A 24,023-nucleotide genomic window follows, 5' to 3' on the forward strand; every position below is an offset into this window, starting at 1 on the left:
TCAGTACCTCACCCTCGGGTCGATGAGCGCGGCCACGATGTCCACGAGGAAGTTGGTCACGGCCACGATCACGGCCAGCAGGACCACGATCCCCTGCACCGCCACGAAGTCGCGGGCGGTGAGGTACTCGGCCAGCTGGAAGCCCAGCCCCTTCCACTCGAAGGTGGTCTCCGTCAGGACGGCACCGCCCATCATCATGGCGATCTGCAGGCCCATCACGGTGATGATGGGGATCAGGGCGGGCCGGAAGGCGTGCCGGGTGGTCAGGCGGACCTCGCTGACGCCGCGGGACCTCCCGGCCTCCACGAACTCCCGTCCGAGGGTGCCGATCATGTTGGTGCGGACCAGGCGCAGGAACACGCCGCCGGTCAGCAGGCCCAGGGCGATCGCCGGCAGGGCCGCGTGCTGGAGCACGTCCCCGAAGGCGGCCAGGTTGCCCGAGCGCAGGGCGTCCAGGAAGTAGATCCCGGTGGGCGCCTGGAGCCGGTCCAGGTCCAGTTGGTGGTTGATCTGCACGCGCCCGTTCGTGGGGAACCACCCGAGCCAGATGCCGAAGACCAGCTTGAGCAGCAGCCCGGCGAAGAACACCGGGGTGGCGTAGAACAGGATCGCCGCGATGCGCAGCACGGCGTCCGGCCAGCGGTCGCGGAACCTTGCCGCCACCATGCCCAGGGGCACGCCGACCACGAGGGCCACGATCACGGAGAAGAACACCAGCTCCAGGGTGGCCGCCCCGTAGGTGGCCAGCACCTCCGTCACGGGGCGGTTGTCCGAGAGCGTGGTGCCGAAGTCCCCGGTCAGCAGGCCGCCGAGGTATTCGGCGTACTGCACGGGCAGGGGCCGGTCGTAGCCGGCCGCGGAGATGCGCTCGGCGAGCTGGGACGGGGTCAGCCGGCCGCCCATGGCGGCGGTGATCGGGTCGCCGGTCACCCGCATGAGGAAGAACACCATGGTCACGAGGATGAACACGGTCGGGATGATGAGCAGGAACCGGATCAGGATGTACCCGCCCAGTCCGCCCAGGCCCCGGGTGCGGGGCCGGGCGGACTGCTGGGGGTCGGAACCCCCGGGCAGGGCCACCGGTTCGTCGCCCGCCGGGGTCCCCGGCAGGTCAGCGGTGACGGTCACGGTGGACTAGCCCTCCTTGGACACGGCTCCCAGGCGGAACTTGAACGAGGGGTCCAGGGTGTCGTCCACGCCCGTCACGTCGGTGCCGGACACGGCCACCTGGGCTCCCTGCAGCAGCGGCAGGGTGGACAGGTCCTCCCCCACCAGGTCCTGGATCTCGCCCAGCTTCGCGCTGCGCTCGGCCTCGTCCGGGGTGACGCGCTGCTCGGCGATCAGCCGGTCGACGTCCTCGTTGACGTAGTTGTTGGACAGGAAGTTCTCCACGGCGAAGAACGGTGAGAGGTAGTTGTCCGCGTCCGAGTAGTCCGGGTACCAGCCGAGCTGGTAGACGGGGTAGGAGTCCACGCGGTCCTCCTGGTAGGTCACCCACTCGGTGGACTGCAGGTTGACGGTGAACAGGCCGTCGGCCTCCAGCTGCTGCTTGACGAGGGCATACTCCTCGCCCGAGGACGGACCGTAGTGATCCGGGTTGTACTGCAGGTTCAGCGTCACGGGGGTCTCGACGCCGGCCTCCTCCAGGCGCTGGGCGGCCCGGTCCGCGTCCGGTGCGCCGTCGCCGTCGCCGTACTTCACCTTCAGCGGCTCGGTGGCGCCCTCGAACTCCTTCGGCACGTAGCCGTAGGCGGGGGTGTAGGTGCCCTTGTAGACCTGCTCGGACAGGGCGTCCCGATCCACCAGGTCCGCCATCGACTGACGCACGGCCAGGGCCTTGTCCTCGTCCGCGTCCTCGGTCTCGGCGCCGAAGGGCATGGTGTCGAAGTTGAACACCACGTACCGCAGTTCGCCGCCTGGGCCCTCGTGGACCACCACGTCGTCGTTGCCGGAGAGGTCCTCCACGTCAGTGGGGGTCAGGGCGCGGGAGGCCACGTCGATGGTCCCCTGCTCGATGTCCAGCTTCAGGTTGTTGGAGTCGGCGTAGTACTTGATGGATGCCTGTCCGTTCTTGGCCGGTCCCAGCAGTCCGTCGTAGCCGTCGAAGGGCACGAGGTTCACGAGCTGGTTCTTCTCATAGGAGTCGATCGTGTACTGGCCGTGGAAGGCGTCGGCCGCGACGATCTCCTCGTCGGAGAGCAGCCCGTCCGGCGGGAACGTCTCATCGTCCACGATCGGCCCGACCGGGGAGGAGAGCACCTGCGGGAAGGTCTGGTCGTTGCCCTCCTTGAGGGTGAAGACCACCGTGGTGGGGTCCGGGGCCTCGACGGACTCGAGGTTGCCCAGCAGGGACGACGGTCCGTTCGGGTCGGCGATCTCCAGCTGGCGGTCGAAGGTGAACTTCACGTCAGCGGAGTCCAGGGTGTTGCCGTTGGCCCAGGTCAGCCCTCCGGGCAGGGTCACGGTGTACTCGTTCTCAGAGGTGAACTCGGCGGACTCGGCCAGGTCGGGCTCGACCTCCGCCGTGCCGGGCGCGGAGTTCAGCAGCAGCGGGTAGACCTGGTTCATGAGCATGAAGGAGCCGTTGTCGTAGGAGCCCGCAGGGTCCAGCGAGGTGACCTTGTCCGTGGTGCCGTAGACGATGGCGGCAGCGGTGTCACCGCCCTCAGCGGAGCCGGCGTCCGAGGAGTCCCCGCTGGGCGCGGGGCCGGTGCAGGCGGTGAGGGCCAGGGCGGCGGCGCCGCCCAGGGCGATGGCCGCGCTGAGGCGGCGACGGATGATGGCCATGGGGTGTCCTCCTGGAAGGTCCCGCGGACACCAGGGGTGCGGGCAGCGGGACCGGGGTACGAAAGGCGATGACGTGATCCGGGTCACGGTGGCCCGGATGACACGACAGCCTACGCCGTGGACACCGCAGAACGGGGCAACAAGTTACCGGCGGGTCGCGCGGCCAGCCCTCCGCGGAAGACGCCCGTGTGGGGGTCAGGCGACCCGGGCGGCGCTGGAGGCGGCGTCGATCGTGGCCTGGCCGAGCACCCGGGTGCCCTGGTATAGCACGGCGGTCTGGCCGGGGGCGACCCCGGTGAGGGGTTCGTGGAGCTCGATGATCCAGGTGCCGGCGTCGGACCCCTCCTGATCGCGCTCCACCCGGGCGCGGGCGGGGACCGGGTCACCGTGGGCCCGGACCTGCAGGTGGCAGTCGAACCAGCTGCCGGTGGCCTCCTCGGCCAGCGGGGCGCCCGCCCAGGACGGCCGGATGCCGGTGACCCGGTCCACGGCGAGCATCTCCCGGGGGCCGACCACCACCGTGTTGTCCTTGGGCCGGACCTCCAGGACGAAGCGGGGCCGGCCGTCCGCGGCGGGGCGGCCGATGTTCAGCCCCTTGCGCTGGCCCACCGTGAAGGCGTGCGCGCCGGGGTGAGAGCCGAGGCGTTCGCCCTCCGTGTCCAGGATGTCCCCCTCGGTCATCTCGAGGCGCTCGTTCAGCCAGCCGCGCGTGTCCCCGTCCGGGATGAAGCAGATGTCATGGGAGTCCGGCTTGGCGGCCACGGTGAGCCCACGCTCGGCGGCCTCGGCCCGGACCAGGTCCTTGGACGGGGTGTCAGCCAGCGGGAACATCGAGTGCTCGAGCTGCTCGGCGGTCAACACGCCCAGCACATAGGACTGGTCCTTGGCCCAGTCGGCCGCACGGTGCAGCTCCAGGGCGCCGGCGTCGGTGCGGACGACCTTCGCGTAGTGGCCGGTGCAGACGGCGTCGAAGCCCAGGGCCAGCGCCTTCTCCAGCAGCGCGGCGAACTTGATGCGCTCGTTGCAGCGCATGCAGGGGTTCGGGGTGCGGCCGGCGGCGTACTCGGCCACGAAGTCGTCCACCACGTCCTCCTTGAACCGCTCGGAGAAGTCCCACGTGTAGAAGGGGATGCCGAGCCTCTCACAGGCGCGCCAGGCGTCCCGGGAGTCCTCGATGGTGCAGCAGCCGCGGGAACCGGTGCGCAGGGTCCCGGGCATGCGGGACAGCGCCAGGTGCACCCCGACCACCTCGTGGCCGGCGTCCACCGCTCGGGCTGCGGCGACGGCGGAATCGACTCCCCCGCTCATGGCGGCCAGGACCTTCATACGCTGAGGTCTCCCTTCGAGGTGGTGCTGGACGATGTCCGGGTCGGTGTGCTGGTGACCGGCGTGCTGTTGGCCGTCCGGATCGTGGAGGTGTGCCCGGCCATGCCGGCGCGGCGCGCGGAGGCATGGACCTCCGGCAGCACGGACAACACCTGCTCAACGTCGGCGGCCGTGGATGTATGCCCGAGGGAGAAGCGCTGCACGGAACGCGCCTGGTCCTCGTCGACGCCGAGGGTCAGCAGCACGTGGGAGGGGCGCGGGACCCCGGCCGAGCAGGCGGAGCCCGTGGAGGCCTCCACGCCCACCATGTCCAGGCCGAACAGGATCGAGTCCCCCTCGCAGCCGGGGAAGATGAAGTGGGCGTTGCCCGGGGAACGCCGGGTGCCGGCCGGCAGGCGCTCCCCCGTCTGCGGGTCGAGGTCCTCCGGCCCGGTGAGCCGGGCCTCGGGGATCAGCTCCCGGATGCCCTCGATCAGCCGGTCCCGCAGGGAACCGAGCCGTTCCCGCTCCCCGTCCAGATGGGCCCGGGCCTCCGTGGCGGCGGCCGCGAACGCCTCGATGAGGGCCGCCGGGATGGTGCCGGAGCGGATGTCCCGTTCCTGCCCGCCCCCGTGCTGCACGGGGGTCAGGGTGGCGTCACGGCGCACCAGCAGGGCGCCGACCCCCACGGGCGCTCCGATCTTGTGACCGCTCACGGCCAGAGTGGTGGCACCGGAGGCCGGGAAGTCCACCGGCACGGTGCCCAGGGCCTGCACGGCGTCGGTGTGGAAGGGGACCCCGTACTCGGCGGCGATCGCGGCGGCCCGGGAGACGGGCTGGACGGTGCCGATCTCATTGTTGACCCACATCAGGGTCGCCACCGCGATGGTCTCCGGCTCGCGGGACAGGGTCTGGCGCCAGGCCTCCAGGTCCACCATGCCGTCGGCGTGGACCGGCACGAAGTCGAGCTGGGCTCCCTCGTGGGTCTCCAGCCAGGTGGCCGTGTCCAGGATGGCGTGGTGCTCCATCCCGGTGAGCACGATCCGGTGGCACTCCGGGCGCCCGGCCGCCCGGGTGGCGTCCCGGCGGGCCCAGTACAGGCCCTTGAGGGCCAGGTTGTCCGACTCGGTGCCCCCGGAGGTGAAGACGACCTCGCTCGGGTGGGCGCCCACCGCGGCGGCGAGGGCGTCCCGGGCGGTCTCCACCCGCAGCTTGGCACCCCGTCCGGACTGGTGCAACGAGGACTGGTTCCCCACCGTCAGGGAGCTGGAGGTGAAGGCGTCAAGGGCCACGGGGCGGATGGCGGTGGTGGCGGCATGGTCGAGGTACACGCGGTTCCGGGGCTCGGAGGTGCTCATGCCTCCAGTGTAGGAGCGCTGGAGGCCTCCGGCCTCAGGATTCCGCCCCGCCCAGCACGGCCAGCATCCCGGGGGCCACGGTCACCGTGGCCGGCAGCTGCCCCAGGGGCTCGCCATCGCCGAACACCACGGACTCCCGCTCGGATGGTCCCCGCCCCACCCGCTCGATCCGCACCGAACGCGCCGGCCGGATGGTGACCTCGGGGAGATCGGTGTGCCGGCCGGAGAAGACCCGGGGGAAGACGCGCAGGAACCGGACGGGATGCATCGGCGGGACGTGGAAGACCTCCAGGATGCCGTCGTCCAGGCGCGTGCCGGGGGTGACCTCCATTCCCCCGCCGATGAACCGGCCGTTCATGACGCACAGCAGGAACGCCGGTCCGCTGGCCCCTTCCGCGCCGTCCAGCAGCGTCCGCAGTCCGGCCGGGCGGTACCGCGTGAGCTCCATGAGCACGGCCAGCACGTACCGCAGGCCGCCGCGGGGCCACCGCAGGCTGTTCGCGGTGGCGTTCACGGCGGCGTCGAAGGCGACGTTCACCCCCGAGACCGCATACCGGACCACGGCTGTCCCACCGCCGGCGGCCCCGGCTCCCGCGGCCCCGAGGTCCCCCAGCTCCACCCTCGCGAGGTCGATCGCCCCGGGCGGACGTCCCAGCGCGCCCAGGATGCGCTCGGTGGACTCCGCCACGCCGGCCTCGGCCCAGCCCAGGGCCCGCACGGTGTCATTGCCGGTCCCGGCCGGGACCACGCCCAGGGGGATCCCCGTGCCGGCCAGGACGTTGGCGGTGACGTGCACCATCCCGTCCCCGCCCACCACTACGACGGCGGCCGGTTGCGGCCCGCCGTCCAGCCGCCGTCCCAGGGCGGTCTCGTACCGCCGGGCCGGCAGCTCGTCGTCCGCGTCCGGGGTCGGACCGCCGGCCACCCGCGAGGAGGACCCGTCAAGCGACTCGCGGTGGACGGCCAGGACCTCGACGTCGGCTCCGCCGGAGCGCAGTCGGGCCAGGACCTCCGCACCGATCCCTGCGCCCCGCCCGACCCCCGAGGCCGGGTTGATGCACAGCAGCAGGTGGGGTCGGCCGCCGGCGGGGTGACTCATCCGGCGGGATCCCGGTGGTTGACCGTACCGGCGAACGCGGTCAGGTCCGTGTCCGGCCGGACCACCACGGCCTCGAGGCCCGGGTGCGTGCAGATCGCCCGAACCAGCGCCGCGGAACCGGCCACCAGGGTGGAGTCGAGGTCGATCTCACTGGCGAGCGCCCAGGCGCGGTCCCGCGGCCAGGCCAGCTGCGGCGACTGGTACTCGGCACCGTCCCCTGCCGGGAACGCCGGGTGCACCGCCCGGGTCCACTCCGGCCGCCGGAGCCGCGTGCCGTCGTCGGGCACCAGCAGGTATTCCCGGTATCCGCCGCCCACGTCCAACAGGCCGGTCCCCCGGCGCAGCGCCCGGGTGGTCCGCGGGCCGAAGGCCGGCGGCAGGGACAGCGAGGAGTGCCGCCCGCCGGTGGCATCCTCCACGGCCGGCCCGAAGAGGGCGCCGCCGCCGTCCATCCAGCCGAAGCCCGGCCACAGCCCCAGCACGAGGTCCCGCGGGGTCCCGGTGTGACGCAGGAGGACCTCGGCCAGGAACCCCATGGCCGGCTGGCCCAGCGTTCCCACGGACGGGGCGTCGTATTCCAGCCCCGGGTCCAGGCGCGAGAACGAGGAGCCGTCCCCGTCCACCCGGGCCAGGTCCGCCCATTGCGCCCCGGCATGGACCTCGGTGCCGTGGTCCGCGGCCACCTGCCGCCACGTGGTGGTGCCGTAGGCGTTGAGGGTCCGGACCTCCGAGGACGGCTCGTCCCGGAAGTCCGCGTAGTCCTCCGGCACGAGGCCGAGGCCGCGCAGCCTCCCCGCTGCGGCGTCTGTCCAGTCACGGTGGTGCCAGGGCACCGGGTGGAGGATCCGGGCGATGGCCTCGTAGGGCGCCGGTTCGCCCACGGGAACCGTCGAGGCGACGTGGCCGATCCGGGCCCCTGCCTCCAGCATCCCGGCCACCCAGGCACCCTCGGCGGGGTCGAGGAGCCGGAGTTCGGGGGCCTCCGGCCGGGGCCGCGGTCTGCGTTGCATGCCACTCATGGTGCCATCGCGGCGCACGGATGCCGCCGGAACACGCCCCGGTCGTTCCACGCCGCACTGTCGTTCCACGCCACGCACCGGTTGCTGCCAGAATGTCTGCAGGCGGACCAGGGTCCCGCCGCCGCACCCACCCGAGGAGCCCGCCCCCGCCTCGACGACCGAAAGGGCCGCCCGATGAGAGCACTGGTGCATCCCTACCCCTCCGGACTGCCCAGTCGCGGCAGCGCGGCGGAGCTCAGCGATGACGAGCTCGTCGCCTTCTACACTCCGCCGGCGGGCAGCACGCAGGGCGCCGGCAGCGCGAGCCACCGGCCCTGGGTACGGTTCAACTTCGTCTCCTCCGCCGATGGCGCCGCCACCCTGGACGGGCACTCGCGGGGACTCGGCACGGCGGCTGACCGCCGGCTGTTCGCCCTGCTCCGCCGGCCGGCCGACGTCATCCTCGTCGGCGCCGGAACCCTCCGCGTCGAGGGGTACGCCGGTGAGCTCGTCTCCGCCGAGGACCGCGCCTGGCGCGAGGACCGCGGCCTGCCCGGGCACCCGGGGATCGCCGTCGTCAGCGGTTCGCTCGGCCTGGATCCGGACGGCGAGTTCCTGAGGACCGCCCCGGTGCGCCCGCTGGTGCTCACCACGGCCGGGGCCGACGCCGGCCGCAGACGGGCGATCGAGGAGGTCGCCGACGTGGTGGACTGCGGCGAGCGCCGGGCCGAGCCGGCCCGGATCCGCGCCGAGCTCGCCGGCCGGGGCCACCGGCTGGTCCACTCCGAGGGCGGTCCCGCCCTGTTCGGGACCTTCGCGGCGGCGGGACTGGCCGACGAGCTGTGCCTGTCCCTGTCTCCGCTGGCGGCCGGCCCCTCGGGGATCCGCATCATAGGCGGGCCCGGCCTGCCGGAGGCGGCCGCCCTGGACCTCGTCGGCCTGCTCGAGGAGGACGGCGCCCTGTTCCTGCGGTATGTGTTCCCCCGCCACGAGCCCCGCCGCGCCGCTGGCGCGACCGGGGTCCGGGCATCGTGAGCCCGGCCGATCTCGGCGGCCGGTCCGCCTACGAGGTCCTCGGGGTGTCCTTCGACGCAGACACCGCCGTCCTCAAGGCCGCGTGGCGCCGCGCCGCCCGCCGGACGCACCCGGACTACGGTGGGGACGCGGCTGAGTTCCGGCTCGTCAGTCAGGCCTGGGAGCTCGTGGGCGATCCGGAGGCGCGCCGTGACTACGACCGCGGTTTCAGCCCGGCCAGTGCCCAGGGTTCCGGGACGGGCGCGCGGACCGGTGGGCCGGCGTCGGGCCCCTCCTCCACCGCCCGCCCAGGCCGGCCACGCGCCGGCCAGGGTGCCGGATCCGGGACCATCACCTATGTGCCCCCGCTGGACGACGAGATGGTGCTGGACCTGGCCCGCAGCTCCCAGCAGATCCACGGGGCGCCGCGCAAGCGGGGCATCCTGCCGGCGGGTCACCGGCTGGTCCGGGAGGCCCGCGCCATCCGGACGGTGCAGACCCACGTGCTGGGCTCCCTGCCGGCCTCCCGGCTGGTCAACGGGCTGCACCTGACCTTCGGGCGGCTGAACTCCGGGGCCATCGACCACGTGCTGCTGTGCGGTGACCGGCTGGCCGTGATCGGGTCCCTGCAGGTCCCGGACGGGGTCTACCGCTGGGACGGGGCCGAGCTGTGGAAGGGCGACCGCCGGCTCTCCCCGCCGTCCCTGGCCCCCGCCATGGTGGCCCTGCAGCGGGCTTTCCCCGACTGCACGGTGGGCGGGTTCGTGCTGGTGCTGGGCCCCGAGGACAACCCCCACGCGCCCGTGATCCAACTCGACCGCACGCGCTCCGTACTGGACTCCGACGCCGGCTTCCTGACCGACCCGCCCGCCAATCCCCTGCAATTCGGCCGGGACCTCAAGATGTTCCTCGGCACCGGCTCCCGGGCCGCCACCGTGGACCGCCGGCTGCTGGCCCGGCTGCTCGGCGCCATGTACTGAGCCGCGAACCGGCCCGTCACGGCGCACCCGGGGGCCAGGAACTACCATGGTCGGGTGCCTTCCCATCCCCCCGTGCCTCACCCCGCGCGCATTCACCCCGAGCACGACGACGGCCCGGGCCCCTTCCCGGACAACCCGCACCGGGGCGCCCCGCGGGCCCCGGCACCCGGCACCCCGGGGTTCCGCATCCTGTTGCACTCCCCGGAGATCCCCGGGAACACCGGCAACCTTATCCGGCTGGCCGCCATCACCGGCGCCGAGCTGCACCTGGTGGAACCCGTCGGCTTCGACTTCTCCGACGCCAAGCTGCGCCGGGCGGGACTGGACTACCACGACCTCGCCGTCATGACGGTGCACCCCGACCTCCCGACGGCCTTCGCGGCCCTGCTGCCGGCCCGCGTCTACGCCTTCACCTCGGGCGGGGACCAGCTGTTCACGGACGTGGCCTACGGTCCCGGTGACGTGCTGCTGTTCGGCCGGGAGTCCACCGGGCTGCCGGCCGAGGTCCTGGCCGACCCCCGCATCACCGGACGCGTGCGGCTGCCCATGCAGCCCTCCCGCCGGTCCCTCAACCTGGCGAACTCCGCCTCGATTGCCCTCTACGAGGCCTGGCGCCAGCACGGATTCGCCGGCGGCTCCTGACCACCACCCACCCGCGGGTTGCAGTGCGATCACGGTCCGCGTGGCGGCCGGGCGTCAGAGGGCCGCCTTTCTATGCTGGGACCACCATGGAAAAGAACGCCCCCGGCCTGTCCGACCACACCCCGGCCCCGTCGGCCGTCTCGCCGTCGGCGGCCGACCTCGGGCTGCCCGGTCTCGACGATCTGCTCGCGCTCGCCGGCGAGGGCGACCAGGCGTCGTTCTCCGCGTTCTATGACGCCACCGCGCCGTGGGTCTACGGCATGGCCTCGGCGCTCTTCGCCGCCGAGTCGGACGCCGCGGAGGCCACCGTCCTCACCTTCCTCCGCGCCTGGGACGAGGCCCCGTACGAGCGGTTCGACGAGGACTCGGCCAGGGTGCGGCACCGCTCCGTGCTGTGCTGGCTCGAGGTGCTGGCCCACGGCACGATGACGCGGCTGCTGCGCGAGGACGCGCTGCCGGGATTCGGGGAGGGACTGCTGCCGGAGAACGCCGGAGCCTCCGAGGGCGGCCGCCGCGAGCCCACCACCGTGCTGAGCATCCTGACCCCGGCACAGTTCGAGGCCCTGGACCTGGCCTGGGCCGGCGGGCGAACCTACCGCCAGGTGGCCGAGGAGCTGGGCGTGGCCGTTCCCACCGTGAAGTCGCGCCTGAGGGACGCCGTGCAGCGGATCTCCGCGCGCTACCAGGAGAAGTTCCTGGGCCGTTCCGGCAGCGAGGACCCGGTCCTGCAGCGGGCCGTCACCCCGGAGATCGCCGCCCGGACCGGCACCACGCGGAACTTCACGCTGAACCTGAGCCAGGACCTGGAGAACGGCCTGGGCAAGGAGTGGGCGGACCTGGTGGCCCTCGACGCCGTCACCGGGTCGGAGCGCGAGGAACTCGACCGCTTCCTGGCCCGCCAGGGTCCCGAGTTCACCACCCTGTGGCGCGCCCGGATCGAGGCGGCCCGCCGCACGGTGACCTGGGCGTTCCGCGGGCTGGCGACCGAGCCGCCGTCGGAGTTGCTGGACGAGGTGCTGCACCGGCTGCCGGCGCAGGACGTGGGGATGGGACTCGTGGACGGGCTGGGCCCCTCCGACGAGCACGCCGGCGGTGAGTCCTCGCGGCGCCCCGTGAAGAAGTGGATGCTCGTGGTGGCCGGCCTCCTCGTGCTCGCCCTCGGCCTGTGGACCGTCGTGCGGCTGATCATGGGGCCGAACATCGTGGCCGCCGTCAATCGGGCCGAGGACTCCTTCACCACCCAGCAGGTCTCGCTCGCCGAGGGCGGATCGATGCAGGGCCACGTGTCCAAGGACGCCGGCATGGCCTACGTGACGTTCGCCGGACTGCCCGTGCCGGACGAGGGCGCCGTGTTCCAGCTGTGGCTGTTCCCCACGGACGGCTCGGCCCCGCACAGCCTGGGCACGTACACCCCGGAGGACCTCCAGGACCCGGTCACCTTCCGCGGCGTCGAGCGCTTCCGGGAGCTCGTGGTCACCCTCGAGCCCGAGGGCGGTTCGGAGACCCCGACGACGGCCTCGCTCGGCAGCGTGGACCTGGTCCACCAGGTGACGCAGGGCCCGATCTACGGAGGCCACCCCAACAACACGCCCACCCCGTCCTCGGGCGGCTGAGCCCGCCTAGAAACCGCTGATGGTGGAGGCGTCGTTGACGCTGACGAGCTGGAAGGTCTCCACGAACCGCCGCGGTGCCGCCGGCACGTTCGGTGCGTCCACGGTGTCGGGGGTCCCCTCCGGGCGGTGTGCGCTGGTCCAGTCCCGGTGGAGCTGCTCCATGCCGTCCAGGACGAAGGTCTCCATCCGCTGCACGTCCGGGTGCTGTGAGGCGTGGAACCGCAGGGCCGCCAGCTTGTCCTGCTCGAACCCCGTCACGTCCACCGCCAGGTTGGACCGCTCCGCGGGGTGGCAGTACACCACGAGCCACTTGAGGTGGAACGCCCCGAGCCCGCCGGCGGCCAGCTCCGGATAGGCGAAGGGGTTCTCCACGGCGGGGTAGCTGGCTCGGACCACGGCCTCGCCGGCGGCGAGGTGGTCCGGGTGCGAGCGCTGCAGCCGGCTCCAGTCCCGCTCCGGGGACATGGTGAACACCGCGTCCGGCCGGTGCCGCCGCATCGCCTCCACCACCTTGGCCTGCACGGCGTGGGACGGCTCGAGGTAGCCGTCCCGCTCCCCCAGGTACTCCACGTCCCGCACGCCGAGGTGGGCCGCGGCCTCGCGCTGTTCGCGGTGGCGCCGCTCGGTCATGGTGTGCTGGTTCTCGGCCTCGAAGCCCCCCGCGTCTCCGTCCGTCATGACCACGTAGGTGACCTCCACGCCCGCCCGTGTCAGCCCCGCCACCGTGGCAGCCGCGCCGAAGTCCAGGTCGTCCGGATGGGCGCCGAAGGCCAGGACCGTGGTCCATCCGTGCTCGGCGGCGAGTTCAGCGGGGGTCGTCAAGGGCATCATGTCCTCCATGGTGCCCCCTGCGGCTACTCCTGCTCCGCATCCGAGACGAAGGTGACGTCCGCGGACTGCTCCTGGCCGTCCCGGGTGAAGTGCACGGTGGCCGTATCACCCTCCGGGTACTCGCGCACCACGGCGGTCAGGGACTGGCTGTCCGCCACCGGCCGGTCGCCGACGCCGGTGATGATGTCCCCCTCCTGCAGCCCGGCGTCGGCCGCCGGGCTGCCCTCGACCACCTCGACCACCCGGGCGCCGGCGCTGAAGCCGCCGGAGGCCTGCGCGGACTGGTCGCCCGCACCGCTGGCCTCGGCTTCCGGCTCACCGCCGGACGGGGTCGCAGGCTGTGGCGTGACGGAGACCCCGAGGAATCCGTGGGTGGCCTCGCCGGTCTCGATGAGGTCCTGGGCCACCCGCTGGGCGTGGTCGATCGGGATGGAGAAGCCCACGCCGATGTTGCCGGAGGAATCCGTGGACGAGGAGCCCCCGGCGGAGGCGATGGCCACGTTGATGCCGATCAGGCGGCCCTGGGCATCCACGAGCGCACCGCCCGAGTTGCCCGGATTGATGGCCGCGTCCGTCTGGATGACGTTGATGTAGATGGAGCCCTGGGGCTGTTGCTGCTCCGGTGCCGGGAAACCGGGGATCTCGAACTCGGGGGCGTTTCCGCCGCCACCCTCGCCGCTGTCCTCGGGCACCGCGGAGGACGCCACGGAGATGGTGCGGTTCAGCTTGGAGACGATCCCGTCCGTCACGGTGCCCGACAGACCCAGCGGGGCGCCGATCGCGATGGCCGAGTCACCGACATTGAGCTCCGAGGAGTCCCCGATCTCGATGGGGGTCAGCCCCTCGGCCTCGATCTTGACCACGGCGAGGTCCGACTCGGGATCGGTGCCGACCACGCTGGCGGAGTGCACCTGGCCGTCGGCCGTCTGGACCGTCACGTCCGCCGAGCCGGACTGGCCACCCAGGGTCACCACGTGCGTGTTCGTCAGGATGTGCCCCTCCTCGTCCAGGATGACGCCCGAACCCGAGCCGGTGGCCTGGCCGCCCGAGACGGACAGCGTCACCACGGACGGGGCCGCCTTGGCGGCCGCCGCCGTGACGGCCGTGGCGTCCTCGGAGCGGTTGATGTCCAGGCCGTGCCCCTGTTCCTGGACGGACCCGGTGCCGGTGCCGGACGGGCCGGCCTCCTCGCCGGTGGCCGCGTTGACCCCGGCTGCCACGCCGCCGCCGGCCAGGCCCGCGATCAGCATGCCCGCGATCAGGGTGCCGACGCCCACGGTGCGGCGCCTCGTCGGGGCCTTCGTGGAGGTCTTCCCGGATCCCGCCGGAGCGGCCACCTGCGGCAGGGATCGCGTGTCCTGCCCCTGCAGGTAGGGTTCGCGGCTGGCGGAGACCTGCCCTGACGCGGGTGGCGACTCCGGACGCGGGGGGACGGGTCTCATACCGCCGCCCGGTCCACCGGTGCCCTCGGTTCCTTCGATTCCCCCGGTGCCCGGGTGGTCCGCGTCATGCATGGTCGTCATCCTTTCCTGCCAGCCACCGCACTGGTGGTGGCCTGTTCGCGCAGACCATCCTCCCGCGTGTTGCTGTTCGATTGGAGCGTATTGCCTGAGCGAAACCTGACAACACCCTGAAGTGGTTCGCCCCTGGCGCACTCCCCTTCACCGCGGTTCATGGCAAACGTCAGGAAGGGACCCATAGACTTCTCACCAGAGCCACCGTCCCACGTGTACCCCCAGTACCCCCAGAAGGGTGATCCATGAAGTCCCAGGCCCGCGCGGTCCCGTCCCGCCGTCTCTCCCCCGCCGTCCTGACCGCCACCGCGCTGGCGGCCTCCGGGCTGGTCACGGTCTGCGGACTGGCGCTCGCGGACGCGGCGTGGGCCGAGGCCCCCGTGGACATCCCCCCGCGTACCTTCGTGGTGGACGAGGCCGAGGTGCTGACCTCCGCCCAGGAGCAGGAGATCACCCAGGCCATCAATGACCTGCGCGCCGAGGAGGGACAGAACCTCTTCGTGGTGTACGTGGATGAGTTCACGGATGAGGCCGGTCAGACCATGGATCCCAGCGAGTGGGCGCTGGAGGTGACGGAGGCCAACTCGATGGGGTCCACCGATTCCCTGCTGGCCGTGTCCGTGGAGTCGGGCGACTACCGCTATGGCGCCGACCAGGCCAACAGCATCTACCCGCTGCAGAACGAGATCGTCCAGGAGTACATCGCCCCAGAGTTGCCGTCCGTGGGCGAGGACGACTGGGAGGCGGTGGCGCTCTCGACGGTGAACGGGATCGTGGACGCCGCGGACGGCCGCGTCTCCGGATCCTCCACGTCGGGTGAGGGAGGCGGTGCCGGCGGCTGGATCGCCGGCGGCGTGGCCGTGGCCGCCCTCGCCGGCGGCGGCTACGCCCTGATGCGCCGCAACAAGTCCAGGGCGGAGCAGCAGGGTCAGTCCGCGCGCGGGGCGCAGGGACCCAAGGACCCGCTGGACGAGATGTCCGTGGAGGACCTGCGCGTCAGGGCCGGCTCCATGCTGGTCGGCGCGGATGACGCCATCCGGTCCTCGGAGCAGGAGGTCGGTTTCGCCATGGCCTCCTACGGCGAGCAGTCGGTCGAGACGTTCACGAAGGACATCGAGACCGCCAAGGACCACATGCGCGAGTCCTACAAGCTGCAGAACCAGCTGGACGACCACATCCCTGACACGGAGGAGCAGCAGCGCGCCTGGCTCAAGGACATCATCGCCCGGTGCAAGGCAGTCAACGAATCCCTCTCCGCCCACACCCGGGAGTTCGACGAGCTCCGCGACCTGGAGAAGAACGCCGGCGCCGCCCTGGAGTCCCTCAACGCCCGCGCCGACGAGGTCTCGGACACGGTGGCCCGGGCCGAACAGGAGCTCGTGGACCTGCACCAGCGGTACGCGGACGTGGCGCTGGCCGAGGTCACCGACAACGCCACGCAGGCCAGGGAGCGCCTGGAGTTCGTCCGCTCGGCCGCAGCGAAGGCCGAGGAGTCCCTGAACGCCTCCGATCCCTCCACCGCGGTGCTGGCGATCCGGGCCGGCGAGGAGGCGGTGGCCCAGACCACCACCCTGGTGGAGGCCGTGGCCAAGGCCCGCCAGCACCTCGAGAGCGCCCTGGAGAACCTGCAGACCGGTGTCAACCAGTCCCAGCAGGACCTGGCCCAGGCCCAGGCGCTCGTGGCGGCAGGACAGCACCCCGAGCTCGCGGGACCGGCGGCCGGCATGGAGCAGACGCTGACCCGGGTGAAGTCGGAGATCGCCTCGGGCCGGCCGGCGCCCTTCCGGCTGCTGCAGTCGCTGGAGCAGGCCCACCGGCAGCTCGACGCCCCGCTCGGCGGGATCCGGGACCGCCAGGACCAGGAGCGCCGGGCCGCCGCTGCCCTGCAGTCCGCCATGCTGCAGGCACAGGCCCAGATCGACGGCACCCAGGACTTCATCGCCGCCCGGCGCGGCGCCGTGGGCAGTCAGGCCCGCACCAAGCTGGCCGAGGCCGAGCGCACCCTGCAGGAGGCGGCCCGGCTCTCCGGCCAGGACCCCGTGACCGCGCTGAACCTCGCCCACCAGTCCAGCTCCCTGGCGGACCGGGCGAGCCAGCTGGCGCAGCAGGACCTCAACCAGTGGGGCGGCGGCTACGCCGGTGCCGGGTACGGCGGCCGTGGCGGCTACGGCGGCGGGGGTGGCGGCGGCTTCGGCGCCGGTCTCGGCGGCGCCATCCTCGGCGGCATCCTGATGGGCGGCATCCTCGGCGGGGACGGCGACCACGGTGACTGGGGCGGCGGTGGCTTCGGCGGCTTCGGCGGTGGCGGCGGCCTGGGCGGCGGAGACTTCGGTGGCGGCGGTGGCTTCGGGGACTTCGGTGGCGGTAGTTTCTAGACACAGGACAGAGATTTCCGGCGCCGCGAGGCGCGGGAGCCCAACGCCCGTCAAGCGGGGCACGGGAGACAGAGCTCCGGAAAACCCGGGGCCCTCACGGAATGAGCGGAAGGCGACAACGTGGTAAAGCAGTCCATTTTCGGCCGTATTGCAACCCTGGCCAAGGCCAACATCAACTCGATGCTGGACAAGGCCGAAGACCCGCAGAAGATGCTGGACCAGATGGTCCGCGACTACACCAACAGCATCTCCGAGGCTGAGGCTGCCGTGGCCCAGACCATCGGCAACCTGCGCATGATCCAGGACGACTACAACGAGGACCTGGACGCCTCCAAGAGCTGGGGCCAGAAGGCCCTGGCCGCCTCCACCAAGGCAGACCAGTTCCGCACCACCGGGGACACCGCCTCCGCGGACAAGTTCGACAACCTCGCCAAGGTCGCCATCGAGCGCCAGATGGACGCCGAGAAGTCCGCCAAGGCCGCCGAGCCGACCATCGCCTCGCAGACCGAGATCGTGGACAAGCTCAAGGACGGCTTGGACAAGATGAACGACAAGCGCCGTCAGCTCGTGTCCAAGCGTGACGAGCTGACCGCCCGCGCGAAGTCCGCCCAGGCGCAGTCCGCGGTGCACGACGCCGTGAAGTCCATCGACATCATGGACCCCTCCTCCGAGGTCAACCGCTTCGAGGAGAAGGTCCGCCGCGAGGAGGCCCGCGTACGCGGCCAGAACGAGCTGGCCGCGTCCTCCCTGGACGCCCAGTTCGAGTCCCTGGAGGACCTGGGCGAGCAGACCGAGGTCGAGGCCCGCCTGGCCGCCCTCAAGGCCGGCGGCACCCCGTCCCTGACGGCCGGCAACACCCCCGCCGGGGAGTCCGAGCTGGACTACAGCGAAGGTGCCACCACCAACAGCTGAGCCCCGCACCGGGCCTCCGGCCTGGCCCACGACGACGGCCCCTCGCCTCCCGGTCCACCTGCGGTTCCCGCAGGTCCCCGGGGAAGGCGGGGGGCCGTCGTCGTTCCCGCCGTCCGGAACCGAGGCCACCCCGCCCCCGGTCCCGGACAGCAGAAAACCCCCGAACCAATGGTTCGGGGGTTTTCCCTTCACGTTGCGGGGGCAAGATTTGAACTTGCGACCTCCGGGTTATGAGCCCGGCGAGCTACCGAACTGCTCCACCCCGCGGCGACTCATATGACTATACGCGGGCCGTGCCGGAACACCAAATCGAGGTCACCGTGATGTCCGCCACCGGACAGCGCCCGTTCATCTTCCCTCCACCTCGGGTGCGGCAGACAGCAGGGGCCGCCGCCCGGATCGCTCCGGGCGGCGGCCCCTGCTGGGTGGGATGAGGCGGGGCCGAGCGGGTCAGCCCTCGGTGCCCTCCTCGGCCGGCGGCTCGGTGCCCTCCTCGGGCATGGCCTCGCCGCGGATGGATTCGTCGGCCTCCAGGGCACGGGACAGCGCCTCGTTGAGGCGGGTCTGGGCCTCACCGTAGGCGGTCCAGTCGCCGCTGGCCATGGCCTCCTCCGAGGCCATGATGGCCTCGTTGGCGTCCTGGAGGGCCTGGCCGAGCTGTTCCTGCGCGCTCTGGCTCTCCGGCGGGGCCGGCTGCGAGCCCGGCTCGCCCTCGCCCTCGGTCGGGTCCTGGCCGTCCGCCGTGGAGGCGCCCGAGTCCCCCTCGAACACCTGGTCCAGCGCCTCCTCGAGGGTGTTGGCGAAGCCGACCTCGTCACCGAAGGAGACGAGCACCTTGCGCAACGTGGGGTAGGACGTCGGCCCGGTCGACTGGATGTAGACCGGCTGGACGTACAGGATGCCCTGGGCCACCGGCAGGGTGATGAGGTTGCCGTTGATGACCTCGGAGGCGCCCTGGCGCAGCAGGTTCAGCTCCTGGGAGACCTGGGCGTTGGAGTCGAAGTTCGCCTGTGCCTGACCCGGTCCCGGGATGGCTGTCTGGCGCGGCAACTCCAGCAGCTGCAGGTGGCCGTAGTCCTCCGACTTCACCCCGTCCTCACCGGTGCCCGCGTCGCCGTTGGCGGACAGGAACCCGTAGAGCACGTTGCGCTGCTGGGCACCCTGCGTGAGCTGCGGGATGTAGGTGTTGGTCAGGGAGAACGCCGGCTCGTCCTTGCCGGGCATGCGCAGGGACATGTAGTACGGCGGCTGCTTGACCGTGTCATCGTCCTGGGTGGGATCCACCGGCACGGACCAGGCGTCGTTGTTCTCGTAGAAGTCGACCGGATTGGTCACGTGGTATCGCCCCAGCAACTCGCGCTGGACCTTGAACATGTCCTCCGGGTAGCGGACGTGGTCCATGAGTCCTGCGCTCATCTCCGAGTACGGCTCCAGGGAGCTCGGGTAGACCTTCTGCCAGGCCTTCAGCAGCGGGTCCTCCTCGTCCCAGGCGTACAGAGTCACCGAGCCGTCATAGGCGTCCACGGTGGCCTTGACCGAATTCCGGATGTAGTTGACCTGACCGGTCAGGTTGGACGCCGCATCCGTGTTCAGGGCGTCCCGCGTGGCCGAGTCCAGCTGCTGGCCGGTCGAGTAGGGGAAGTCGTTGGAGGTGGTGTAGCCCTCCACGATCCACTGCACGCGCCCGTCCACGATGGCGGGGTAGGCGTTGGAGTCCACGGTCAGGTAGGGGGCAACCTTCTGGACGCGCTCCAGCGGGTTGCGATCGTAGAGGATCTGCGACTCGGAGTTCACGTCCGAGGACAGCAGGATCTCCGTGGAACCGAACTTGATGGCGTAGACCAGCTGGTTGAAGAAGCCGCCCACGGACGGGCCGCCCTCACCGGAGAAGGTGTACGTGGTGTCCTGGTCGCTCGAGGCATCCTGCGGGCGGTCGCGCTCACGCTCCGGGGCGCCCTCGGGGGCACCCACGATCGAGTAGCTCGGCGAGTTCATGCCGAAGTAGATCCGCGGCTCATAGGTCTCGTCGCTGCCCAGCTCACCGGAGGTCGGGATGCCGGAGAGCAGGAAGGACGGGCGCCCGCCGGCGGCCACCTCGGAGGCGTCCGCCGCGACCACGCCGTAGCCGTGCGTGTACGTGATGTGCTGGTTCACCCAGGAGGACGTGGGGTCCACGTTGATGTCACGCACGGAGATGATGGTGTCCTGCGTCTGGCCGTCCACGTCGTAGCGATCCACGTGCAGGGTCTCGGGGAAGCCGTAGTAGGGCCGGAACTGCTGCAGCTGGCCGAACGTGCGGGAGAGCAGGTTCGGGTCCATCAGGCGGATGTTCTCGGTGTTCGCCGACTCCTCGGCGAGGCTGCCGGCCTCGGCGGCGGTCTCCCCGGCGTAGTTGGTGGACTCCACGTCAGCCAGCCCGTAGGCCTCACGCGTGTGCTCGATGTTGCGGTCGATGTAGTCCTGTTCCAGGGTGACCTCGGAGGGCTTGACCTGGTACTCCTGGATCAGGAACGGGTAGGCGGCGCCGGCCACGATCGCGGCGATGACCAGGCCGGCGGCGCCGACCAGGGAGATCCGCCACTTGCCGGTGATGGCCGTGACGATGAAGAGGATGGCCACCAGCGCGGCGGCCACGGCGAGGATGGTGGAGGTCGGGATCACGGCGTTGACGTCCGTGTACATGGCACCGGCCCAGTTGCCGTCCTGCGACTGCAGGGTCCGGTAGCGGTTCAGCCAGTAGTTGCCGGCCTGCAGCACGAGGAACAGCGCCACGAAGACGCCGAGGTGCACGCGGGCGGCGGACTCGATGACCAGTCCGCCCTGCTCCTTCACGCGGATGCTGCCGTACAGGTAGTGCACCAGCAGGCCGGCGATGCCGGCGATCAGCACCACGGAGATGAGGAAGCCGATGATCAGGCCGAAAAACGGCAGGCTGGCCATGTAGAACATGTAGTCCAGACCGAACTCGGGGTCCGTCTGGCCGTAGGGCTCCTGGTTGAAGAACAGCAGGACGTCCTGCCACGCGTTCATGGCCGCGGAACCGGCGAAGAAACCGATGACGGCCGGGATGCCGATGAACACCAGGCGGCGCATCGGCTCAAGCTGCCGCTGGTACTGCGCGAGGGAGTCCCGGGTCTGGCTCTGCAGGTTCTTCGGGCGGGCCCGCCAGGCAAGCCACATGGACAGCCAGACGGCCACGCCCATCAGGATGCCGGCGGCGGCGAACAACGCGGCGCGGGTCCAGATCTCCGTCCAGAAGACCTCGGAGAACTCGACCTGGTTGTACCAGAGCACATCCGCGTACACGCCGGCGAAGAACATGAACGCCACCACGAGCACCGCCAGCGCCACAATGGTGAGCACGAGCGCCGAGGGCCGTCGCGAGCCCGTCCCGCCGGAGGAGGACCCGCCTCCTGGCCGGGAGGGCTGGCCCGGCTGGCCGGGCCCGCCGGGTCCCCCCGGACCGCCCTGGCCCCCGGGCCCGCCGCCGAACAGGCCGCCGGAACCACCCGTCCCGCGGTCATTGCCGCGTCCCTCGTCTGATCCCCCGAAGAGACCACCAAATCCTTGTCCGAAACTCACGTGTCCTTGCCCCTCTGCGCCCTCGCGCCGATCGTGTCCTGCACTGCGTTGGCGGCACTGCATGTCCGCCGAAGTCTGTGGTGGGATCCCGGGAGGTGTTCCCACAGGATCGTGCCCCGGCCGGCCCGGCGCTGGGTCGCCCTCCGGGCGGTCCCGATCAGCCGCATGTCGGCACCTGCGGCGTACCGCCGCTGCCCACGGCCTCGACCACGGAGCGGGCCTGCTCCAAGGTGGCCACGGAGTACACCGAGATCCCGTCCGGGGTGCGGCCCGCGAGCTCGGCGCAGTTGCCCTCCGGGGCCAGGAACACCTCGGCTCCGCTGTCCGCGGCGCCGGAGACCTTCTGCACGATGCCGCCGATCTCCCCGACCGTGCCGTCCGGATCGATGGTCCCCGTCCCGGCGATGTGCCGGCCACCGGCCAGGGCTCCCGGGGTCAGCTCGTCGATGATCCCCAGGGCGAACATCATGCCGGCGCTCGGTCCGCCCACGTTCTCTAGGGTGACGGAGACGTCCAGGGGGAACTCGAAGTCCGAATCGAGGTAGACGCCCATCAGCCACTCCCCCTCGGCGCCCGGGTAGACGGGGACCTCGATCTCGAGTTCCTCCCCACCGCGAACGATCCCGAGTTCCACGTCCTCACCGCCGGAGGCGTTCAGCCGGCCCTTCAGGCCCTCGAGCCCGGTCACCTCCACGCCGTCCGCTGTCACCAGCTGGTCCTTCGGCTCCAGCAGGCCGGCAGCCCGCGACTCCTCGGTGAATCCGGCCACGAACAGGGTCTGCCGGTAGTCGATCCCCATGTTCTCCAGGGCGGCCGCCACGGCCCAGCTCTGCGAGGTGGCCATGGCCTCCGTGTTCTCCGCGGTGACCTCGTCCGAGGTGGTGCCGGAGGGGTAGACGAGCTCCTGCGGGATGACGGCCTCGACGGGCGTGATCCCACTGCGGACCACGTCCAGGAACGTGGTCCAGCCGGTCGGCGGGCCGGACACGTACACGGTGGTCAGGTCCAGGTTCCCGTCCGTGGGATACGTCTCGGCGCCGCTGACGGAGATCACCGGCTCGCCCTCGAACTCGCCGATGGTGTTGAACGTCGGCCCGGGCGATTCGATGATGTACGGGCTCGGTAGCACCACGGCGGTGAGCGTCAGCAGCCCGGCCACGGCACCGGCCACGGTGGTGACCCGCCGGCGACGTCGGCCCGCTCGCGTTCGCCTGGTCCACGCCGCCAGATCGGTGGGTGCGTGGGACCCGGTGGGCTGTCCGCTGGCGTCCGGGGTCACGGAACCGGGCGCGGCCGGCGCCGCCGTCGGCTGGTGTCCGCTCTCTGACACGTCAGGGCACCCGTCTTCACAAAAACTGCCCCGGTTCGGTCCTGCGTCCTGCGGGCAGAGGCGTACGGCCCGACTGACCGGGCCGTTCTGGTCTGCCTCCCATTCTACGGGTTCCCGGCGGGCCGCCTGACCGGACACGTCGCACCGGGGCCGGCGGCTGTGCGCCCACAGTGAACCGGAGGACGCGCTGCGGACACGGAACGGCTGCGCCGATACGCTGGAGTGCATGACGAATCCTCCGAACGGCCCCGGTTCCCCCGACGGCGACGACGCGCTGTCCGAGATGCTCCGCCGCATGTTCGGCGCGAACGCCCCCGATCCCGAGGAGCTGCGGCGCGCCCTCGGCGGAATGGGTGGAGGCACCGGTGCCGGCCCCGGCGGCCTGCCGTTCGACCCCTCCCAGCTGGACCCGGCCATGATGTCCCAGATGATGCAGCAGTTCCAGGCCATGATGCAGTCCTCCCCCGAGGACGGACCCGTGAACTGGACGCTGGCGAGGCAGTCGGCCCGGCAGGCGGCCGCCGGGCAGGACCCGACGGTCGGCACCTTCGCCCGGCGGGAGATCGACGAGGCACTACGGCTGGCCGAGCTCTGGCTGGACGGTGCCACCGAGATCGAGGCCACCGGCCTGCTCGGCAAGGCGTGGTCCCGCGCCGAATGGGTGGAGGCCTCCATGGACACGTGGCAGCGGCTCACCGAACCCGTGGCGGTCTCCATGTCCGAGGCCATGTCCCGGGCCCTGAAGGACCAGCTGCCGGGCCAGGTCCCGGAGGAGATGCAGGGCATGCAGGGCATGCTGGAGGGGTTGCAGCCGATGCTGCAGAACATGGGCGGCACCATGTTCGGCCTCCAGCTGGGCCAGGCAGTGGGCGCACTCGCCCAGGAGGTGCTCTCCGGCACGGACTCCGGCTTCCCGGTGGCCGGTCACCAGCTGGCGATGGTCCCGGTGAACATCGAGGAATTCGGTGACGGGCTCGAGGTACCGGACGAGCAGATCCGCATCTACCTGGCCCTGCGCGAGGTGGCCCGCATGCGGCTGTTCGTGCACTCCCCCTGGTTGGAGCGGGACCTGTACGCGGCGATCGAGCAGTACGCCGCCGGCGTGCACATCGACATGTCCAAGATCGAGGACGCCGCCCGAGCGATCGATCCCTCCGACCCGGAGTCCATGCAGGAGGCCTTCGCCGGGGCGTCCTTCATCCCCGAGCCCACGGGCCCCCAGAAGGCGGCCCTCGAGCGGCTCGAGCTGACGCTCGCCCTGATCGAGGGCTGGGTGGACGTGGTGGTCACCGAGGCGGCTCAGCCCCTGGATGCCGCCAACGCCCTCCGGGAGACCATCAATCGGCGCCGCGCCACCGGCGGTCCGGCCGAGCACGCCTTCGGCACCCTGGTGGGCCTCGACCTGCGGCCGCGCCGGCTGCGTGAGGCCGCCACCCTGTGGGAGAAGATCGGCGAGTCCCAGGGCCGCGAATACCGCGACGCCATCTGGCGCCACCCGGACCTGCAGCCCACGCCCGAGGACCTCGACGACCCGGACGGCTACGTCGGCCGCCGCCAGGCCCGCGAGCAGGAGTCCGCCGGCCTGGACGACGAGTTGCGCAAGCTGCTGGACGGCGGCTTCGACGGCGGCGGCGAGCAGAAGGGCGACGGGACGGGCGAGGACAAGGGCGAGGACAAGTAGGC

General features: G+C 71.7%; 17 protein-coding genes and 1 tRNA gene. 7 read left to right on the forward strand and 11 right to left on the reverse strand.

What is annotated here, in order from left to right; genetic code table 11:
* The 6 genes from RE421_RS13020 to RE421_RS13045 all read right to left on the reverse strand — a co-directional run bounded on the left by RE421_RS13020 (position 1) and on the right by RE421_RS13045 (position 7,559).
* Positions 1 to 1,080, reverse strand: coding sequence for an ABC transporter permease (locus RE421_RS13020; protein ID WP_396134658.1), 1,080 nt, complete (start codon positions 1,078 to 1,080; stop codon positions 1 to 3).
* A 54-nt stretch (positions 1,081 to 1,134) separates the two neighbouring features.
* Entirely contained in the window at positions 1,135 to 2,787 is a 1,653-nt protein-coding gene (locus tag RE421_RS13025; protein ID WP_309810685.1) for an ABC transporter substrate-binding protein, read from the reverse strand.
* A gap of 195 nt (positions 2,788 to 2,982) precedes the next feature.
* The gene (mnmA, locus tag RE421_RS13030; RefSeq protein ID WP_309810689.1) at positions 2,983 to 4,113 is read right to left on the reverse strand and encodes a tRNA 2-thiouridine(34) synthase MnmA; all 1,131 of its coding nucleotides are present in this window, start codon (positions 4,111 to 4,113) and stop codon (positions 2,983 to 2,985) included.
* Complete coding sequence (locus tag RE421_RS13035; RefSeq protein ID WP_309810692.1) at positions 4,110 to 5,450, reverse strand: cysteine desulfurase family protein; 1,341 nt, start codon at positions 5,448 to 5,450, stop codon at positions 4,110 to 4,112. The genes mnmA and RE421_RS13035 overlap by 4 nt, the downstream gene beginning before the upstream one ends.
* Positions 5,451 to 5,484: 34 nt before the next feature.
* Positions 5,485 to 6,549, reverse strand: a complete 1,065-nt coding sequence (locus RE421_RS13040; protein WP_309810695.1) for a diacylglycerol kinase family protein — start codon at positions 6,547 to 6,549, stop codon at positions 5,485 to 5,487.
* Positions 6,546 to 7,559: a hypothetical protein gene (locus RE421_RS13045; RefSeq protein ID WP_309810697.1), complete on the reverse strand. Its 1,014-nt coding sequence runs from the start codon at positions 7,557 to 7,559 to the stop codon at positions 6,546 to 6,548. The genes RE421_RS13040 and RE421_RS13045 overlap by 4 nt, the downstream gene beginning before the upstream one ends.
* Before the next feature lie 183 nt (positions 7,560 to 7,742).
* Between RE421_RS13045 and RE421_RS13050 the strand changes: the two genes are divergently transcribed.
* From RE421_RS13050 to RE421_RS13065, 4 genes are all read left to right on the forward strand, one after another.
* Positions 7,743 to 8,582, forward strand: a complete 840-nt coding sequence (locus RE421_RS13050) for a pyrimidine reductase family protein (protein ID WP_309810698.1) — start codon at positions 7,743 to 7,745, stop codon at positions 8,580 to 8,582.
* The gene (locus tag RE421_RS13055; protein WP_309810703.1) at positions 8,579 to 9,541 is read left to right on the forward strand and encodes a DnaJ domain-containing protein; all 963 of its coding nucleotides are present in this window, start codon (positions 8,579 to 8,581) and stop codon (positions 9,539 to 9,541) included. The genes RE421_RS13050 and RE421_RS13055 overlap by 4 nt, the downstream gene beginning before the upstream one ends.
* Before the next feature lie 186 nt (positions 9,542 to 9,727).
* On the forward strand, positions 9,728 to 10,183 hold the full coding sequence (locus RE421_RS13060; RefSeq protein WP_309817419.1) for a tRNA (cytidine(34)-2'-O)-methyltransferase: 456 nt from the start codon (positions 9,728 to 9,730) through the stop codon (positions 10,181 to 10,183).
* Positions 10,184 to 10,269: 86 nt separating this feature from the next.
* Positions 10,270 to 11,796: an anti-sigma factor domain-containing protein gene (locus RE421_RS13065; RefSeq protein WP_309810706.1), complete on the forward strand. Its 1,527-nt coding sequence runs from the start codon at positions 10,270 to 10,272 to the stop codon at positions 11,794 to 11,796.
* 6 nt (positions 11,797 to 11,802) lie between these two features.
* On the opposite strand, the gene RE421_RS13070 is transcribed toward RE421_RS13065, so the two are convergent.
* Together RE421_RS13070 and RE421_RS13075 are read right to left on the reverse strand one after the other, a co-directional pair.
* The gene (locus RE421_RS13070) at positions 11,803 to 12,627 is read right to left on the reverse strand and encodes a PIG-L deacetylase family protein (protein WP_309810709.1); all 825 of its coding nucleotides are present in this window, start codon (positions 12,625 to 12,627) and stop codon (positions 11,803 to 11,805) included.
* Between the two features lie 23 nt (positions 12,628 to 12,650).
* Positions 12,651 to 14,069: a trypsin-like peptidase domain-containing protein gene (locus RE421_RS13075; RefSeq protein ID WP_309810713.1), complete on the reverse strand. Its 1,419-nt coding sequence runs from the start codon at positions 14,067 to 14,069 to the stop codon at positions 12,651 to 12,653.
* Positions 14,070 to 14,386: 317 nt separating this feature from the next.
* Between RE421_RS13075 and RE421_RS13080 the strand changes: the two genes are divergently transcribed.
* Together RE421_RS13080 and RE421_RS13085 are read left to right on the forward strand one after the other, a co-directional pair.
* Positions 14,387 to 16,516 carry a TPM domain-containing protein gene (locus tag RE421_RS13080; RefSeq protein ID WP_309810716.1) on the forward strand — a complete coding sequence of 710 codons (2,130 nt, stop codon included), beginning with the start codon at positions 14,387 to 14,389 and terminating at the stop codon, positions 16,514 to 16,516.
* A 120-nt stretch (positions 16,517 to 16,636) separates the two neighbouring features.
* A complete protein-coding gene (locus RE421_RS13085) occupies positions 16,637 to 17,428 on the forward strand; it encodes a PspA/IM30 family protein (RefSeq protein ID WP_309810719.1) in 792 nt (263 codons plus the stop codon).
* A gap of 193 nt (positions 17,429 to 17,621) precedes the next feature.
* Here RE421_RS13085 and RE421_RS13090 read toward each other — a convergent pair.
* The 3 genes from RE421_RS13090 to RE421_RS13100 all read right to left on the reverse strand — a co-directional run bounded on the left by RE421_RS13090 (position 17,622) and on the right by RE421_RS13100 (position 22,340).
* Positions 17,622 to 17,695, reverse strand: a tRNA-Met gene (locus RE421_RS13090).
* A gap of 183 nt (positions 17,696 to 17,878) precedes the next feature.
* The gene (locus RE421_RS13095; RefSeq protein ID WP_396134502.1) at positions 17,879 to 21,010 is read right to left on the reverse strand and encodes a UPF0182 family protein; all 3,132 of its coding nucleotides are present in this window, start codon (positions 21,008 to 21,010) and stop codon (positions 17,879 to 17,881) included.
* Positions 21,011 to 21,167: 157 nt separating this feature from the next.
* Positions 21,168 to 22,340: a S16 family serine protease gene (locus tag RE421_RS13100; protein WP_309810722.1), complete on the reverse strand. Its 1,173-nt coding sequence runs from the start codon at positions 22,338 to 22,340 to the stop codon at positions 21,168 to 21,170.
* A gap of 226 nt (positions 22,341 to 22,566) precedes the next feature.
* Between RE421_RS13100 and RE421_RS13105 the strand changes: the two genes are divergently transcribed.
* Positions 22,567 to 24,021 carry a zinc-dependent metalloprotease gene (locus tag RE421_RS13105; protein WP_309810725.1) on the forward strand — a complete coding sequence of 485 codons (1,455 nt, stop codon included), beginning with the start codon at positions 22,567 to 22,569 and terminating at the stop codon, positions 24,019 to 24,021.
* Positions 24,022 to 24,023: the final 2 nt, after the last annotated feature.

It is taken from the genome of Citricoccus sp. I39-566 (assembly GCF_031432995.1).
GTDB classification, from domain to species: Bacteria; Actinomycetota; Actinomycetes; order Actinomycetales; family Micrococcaceae; genus Citricoccus; species Citricoccus nitrophenolicus_A.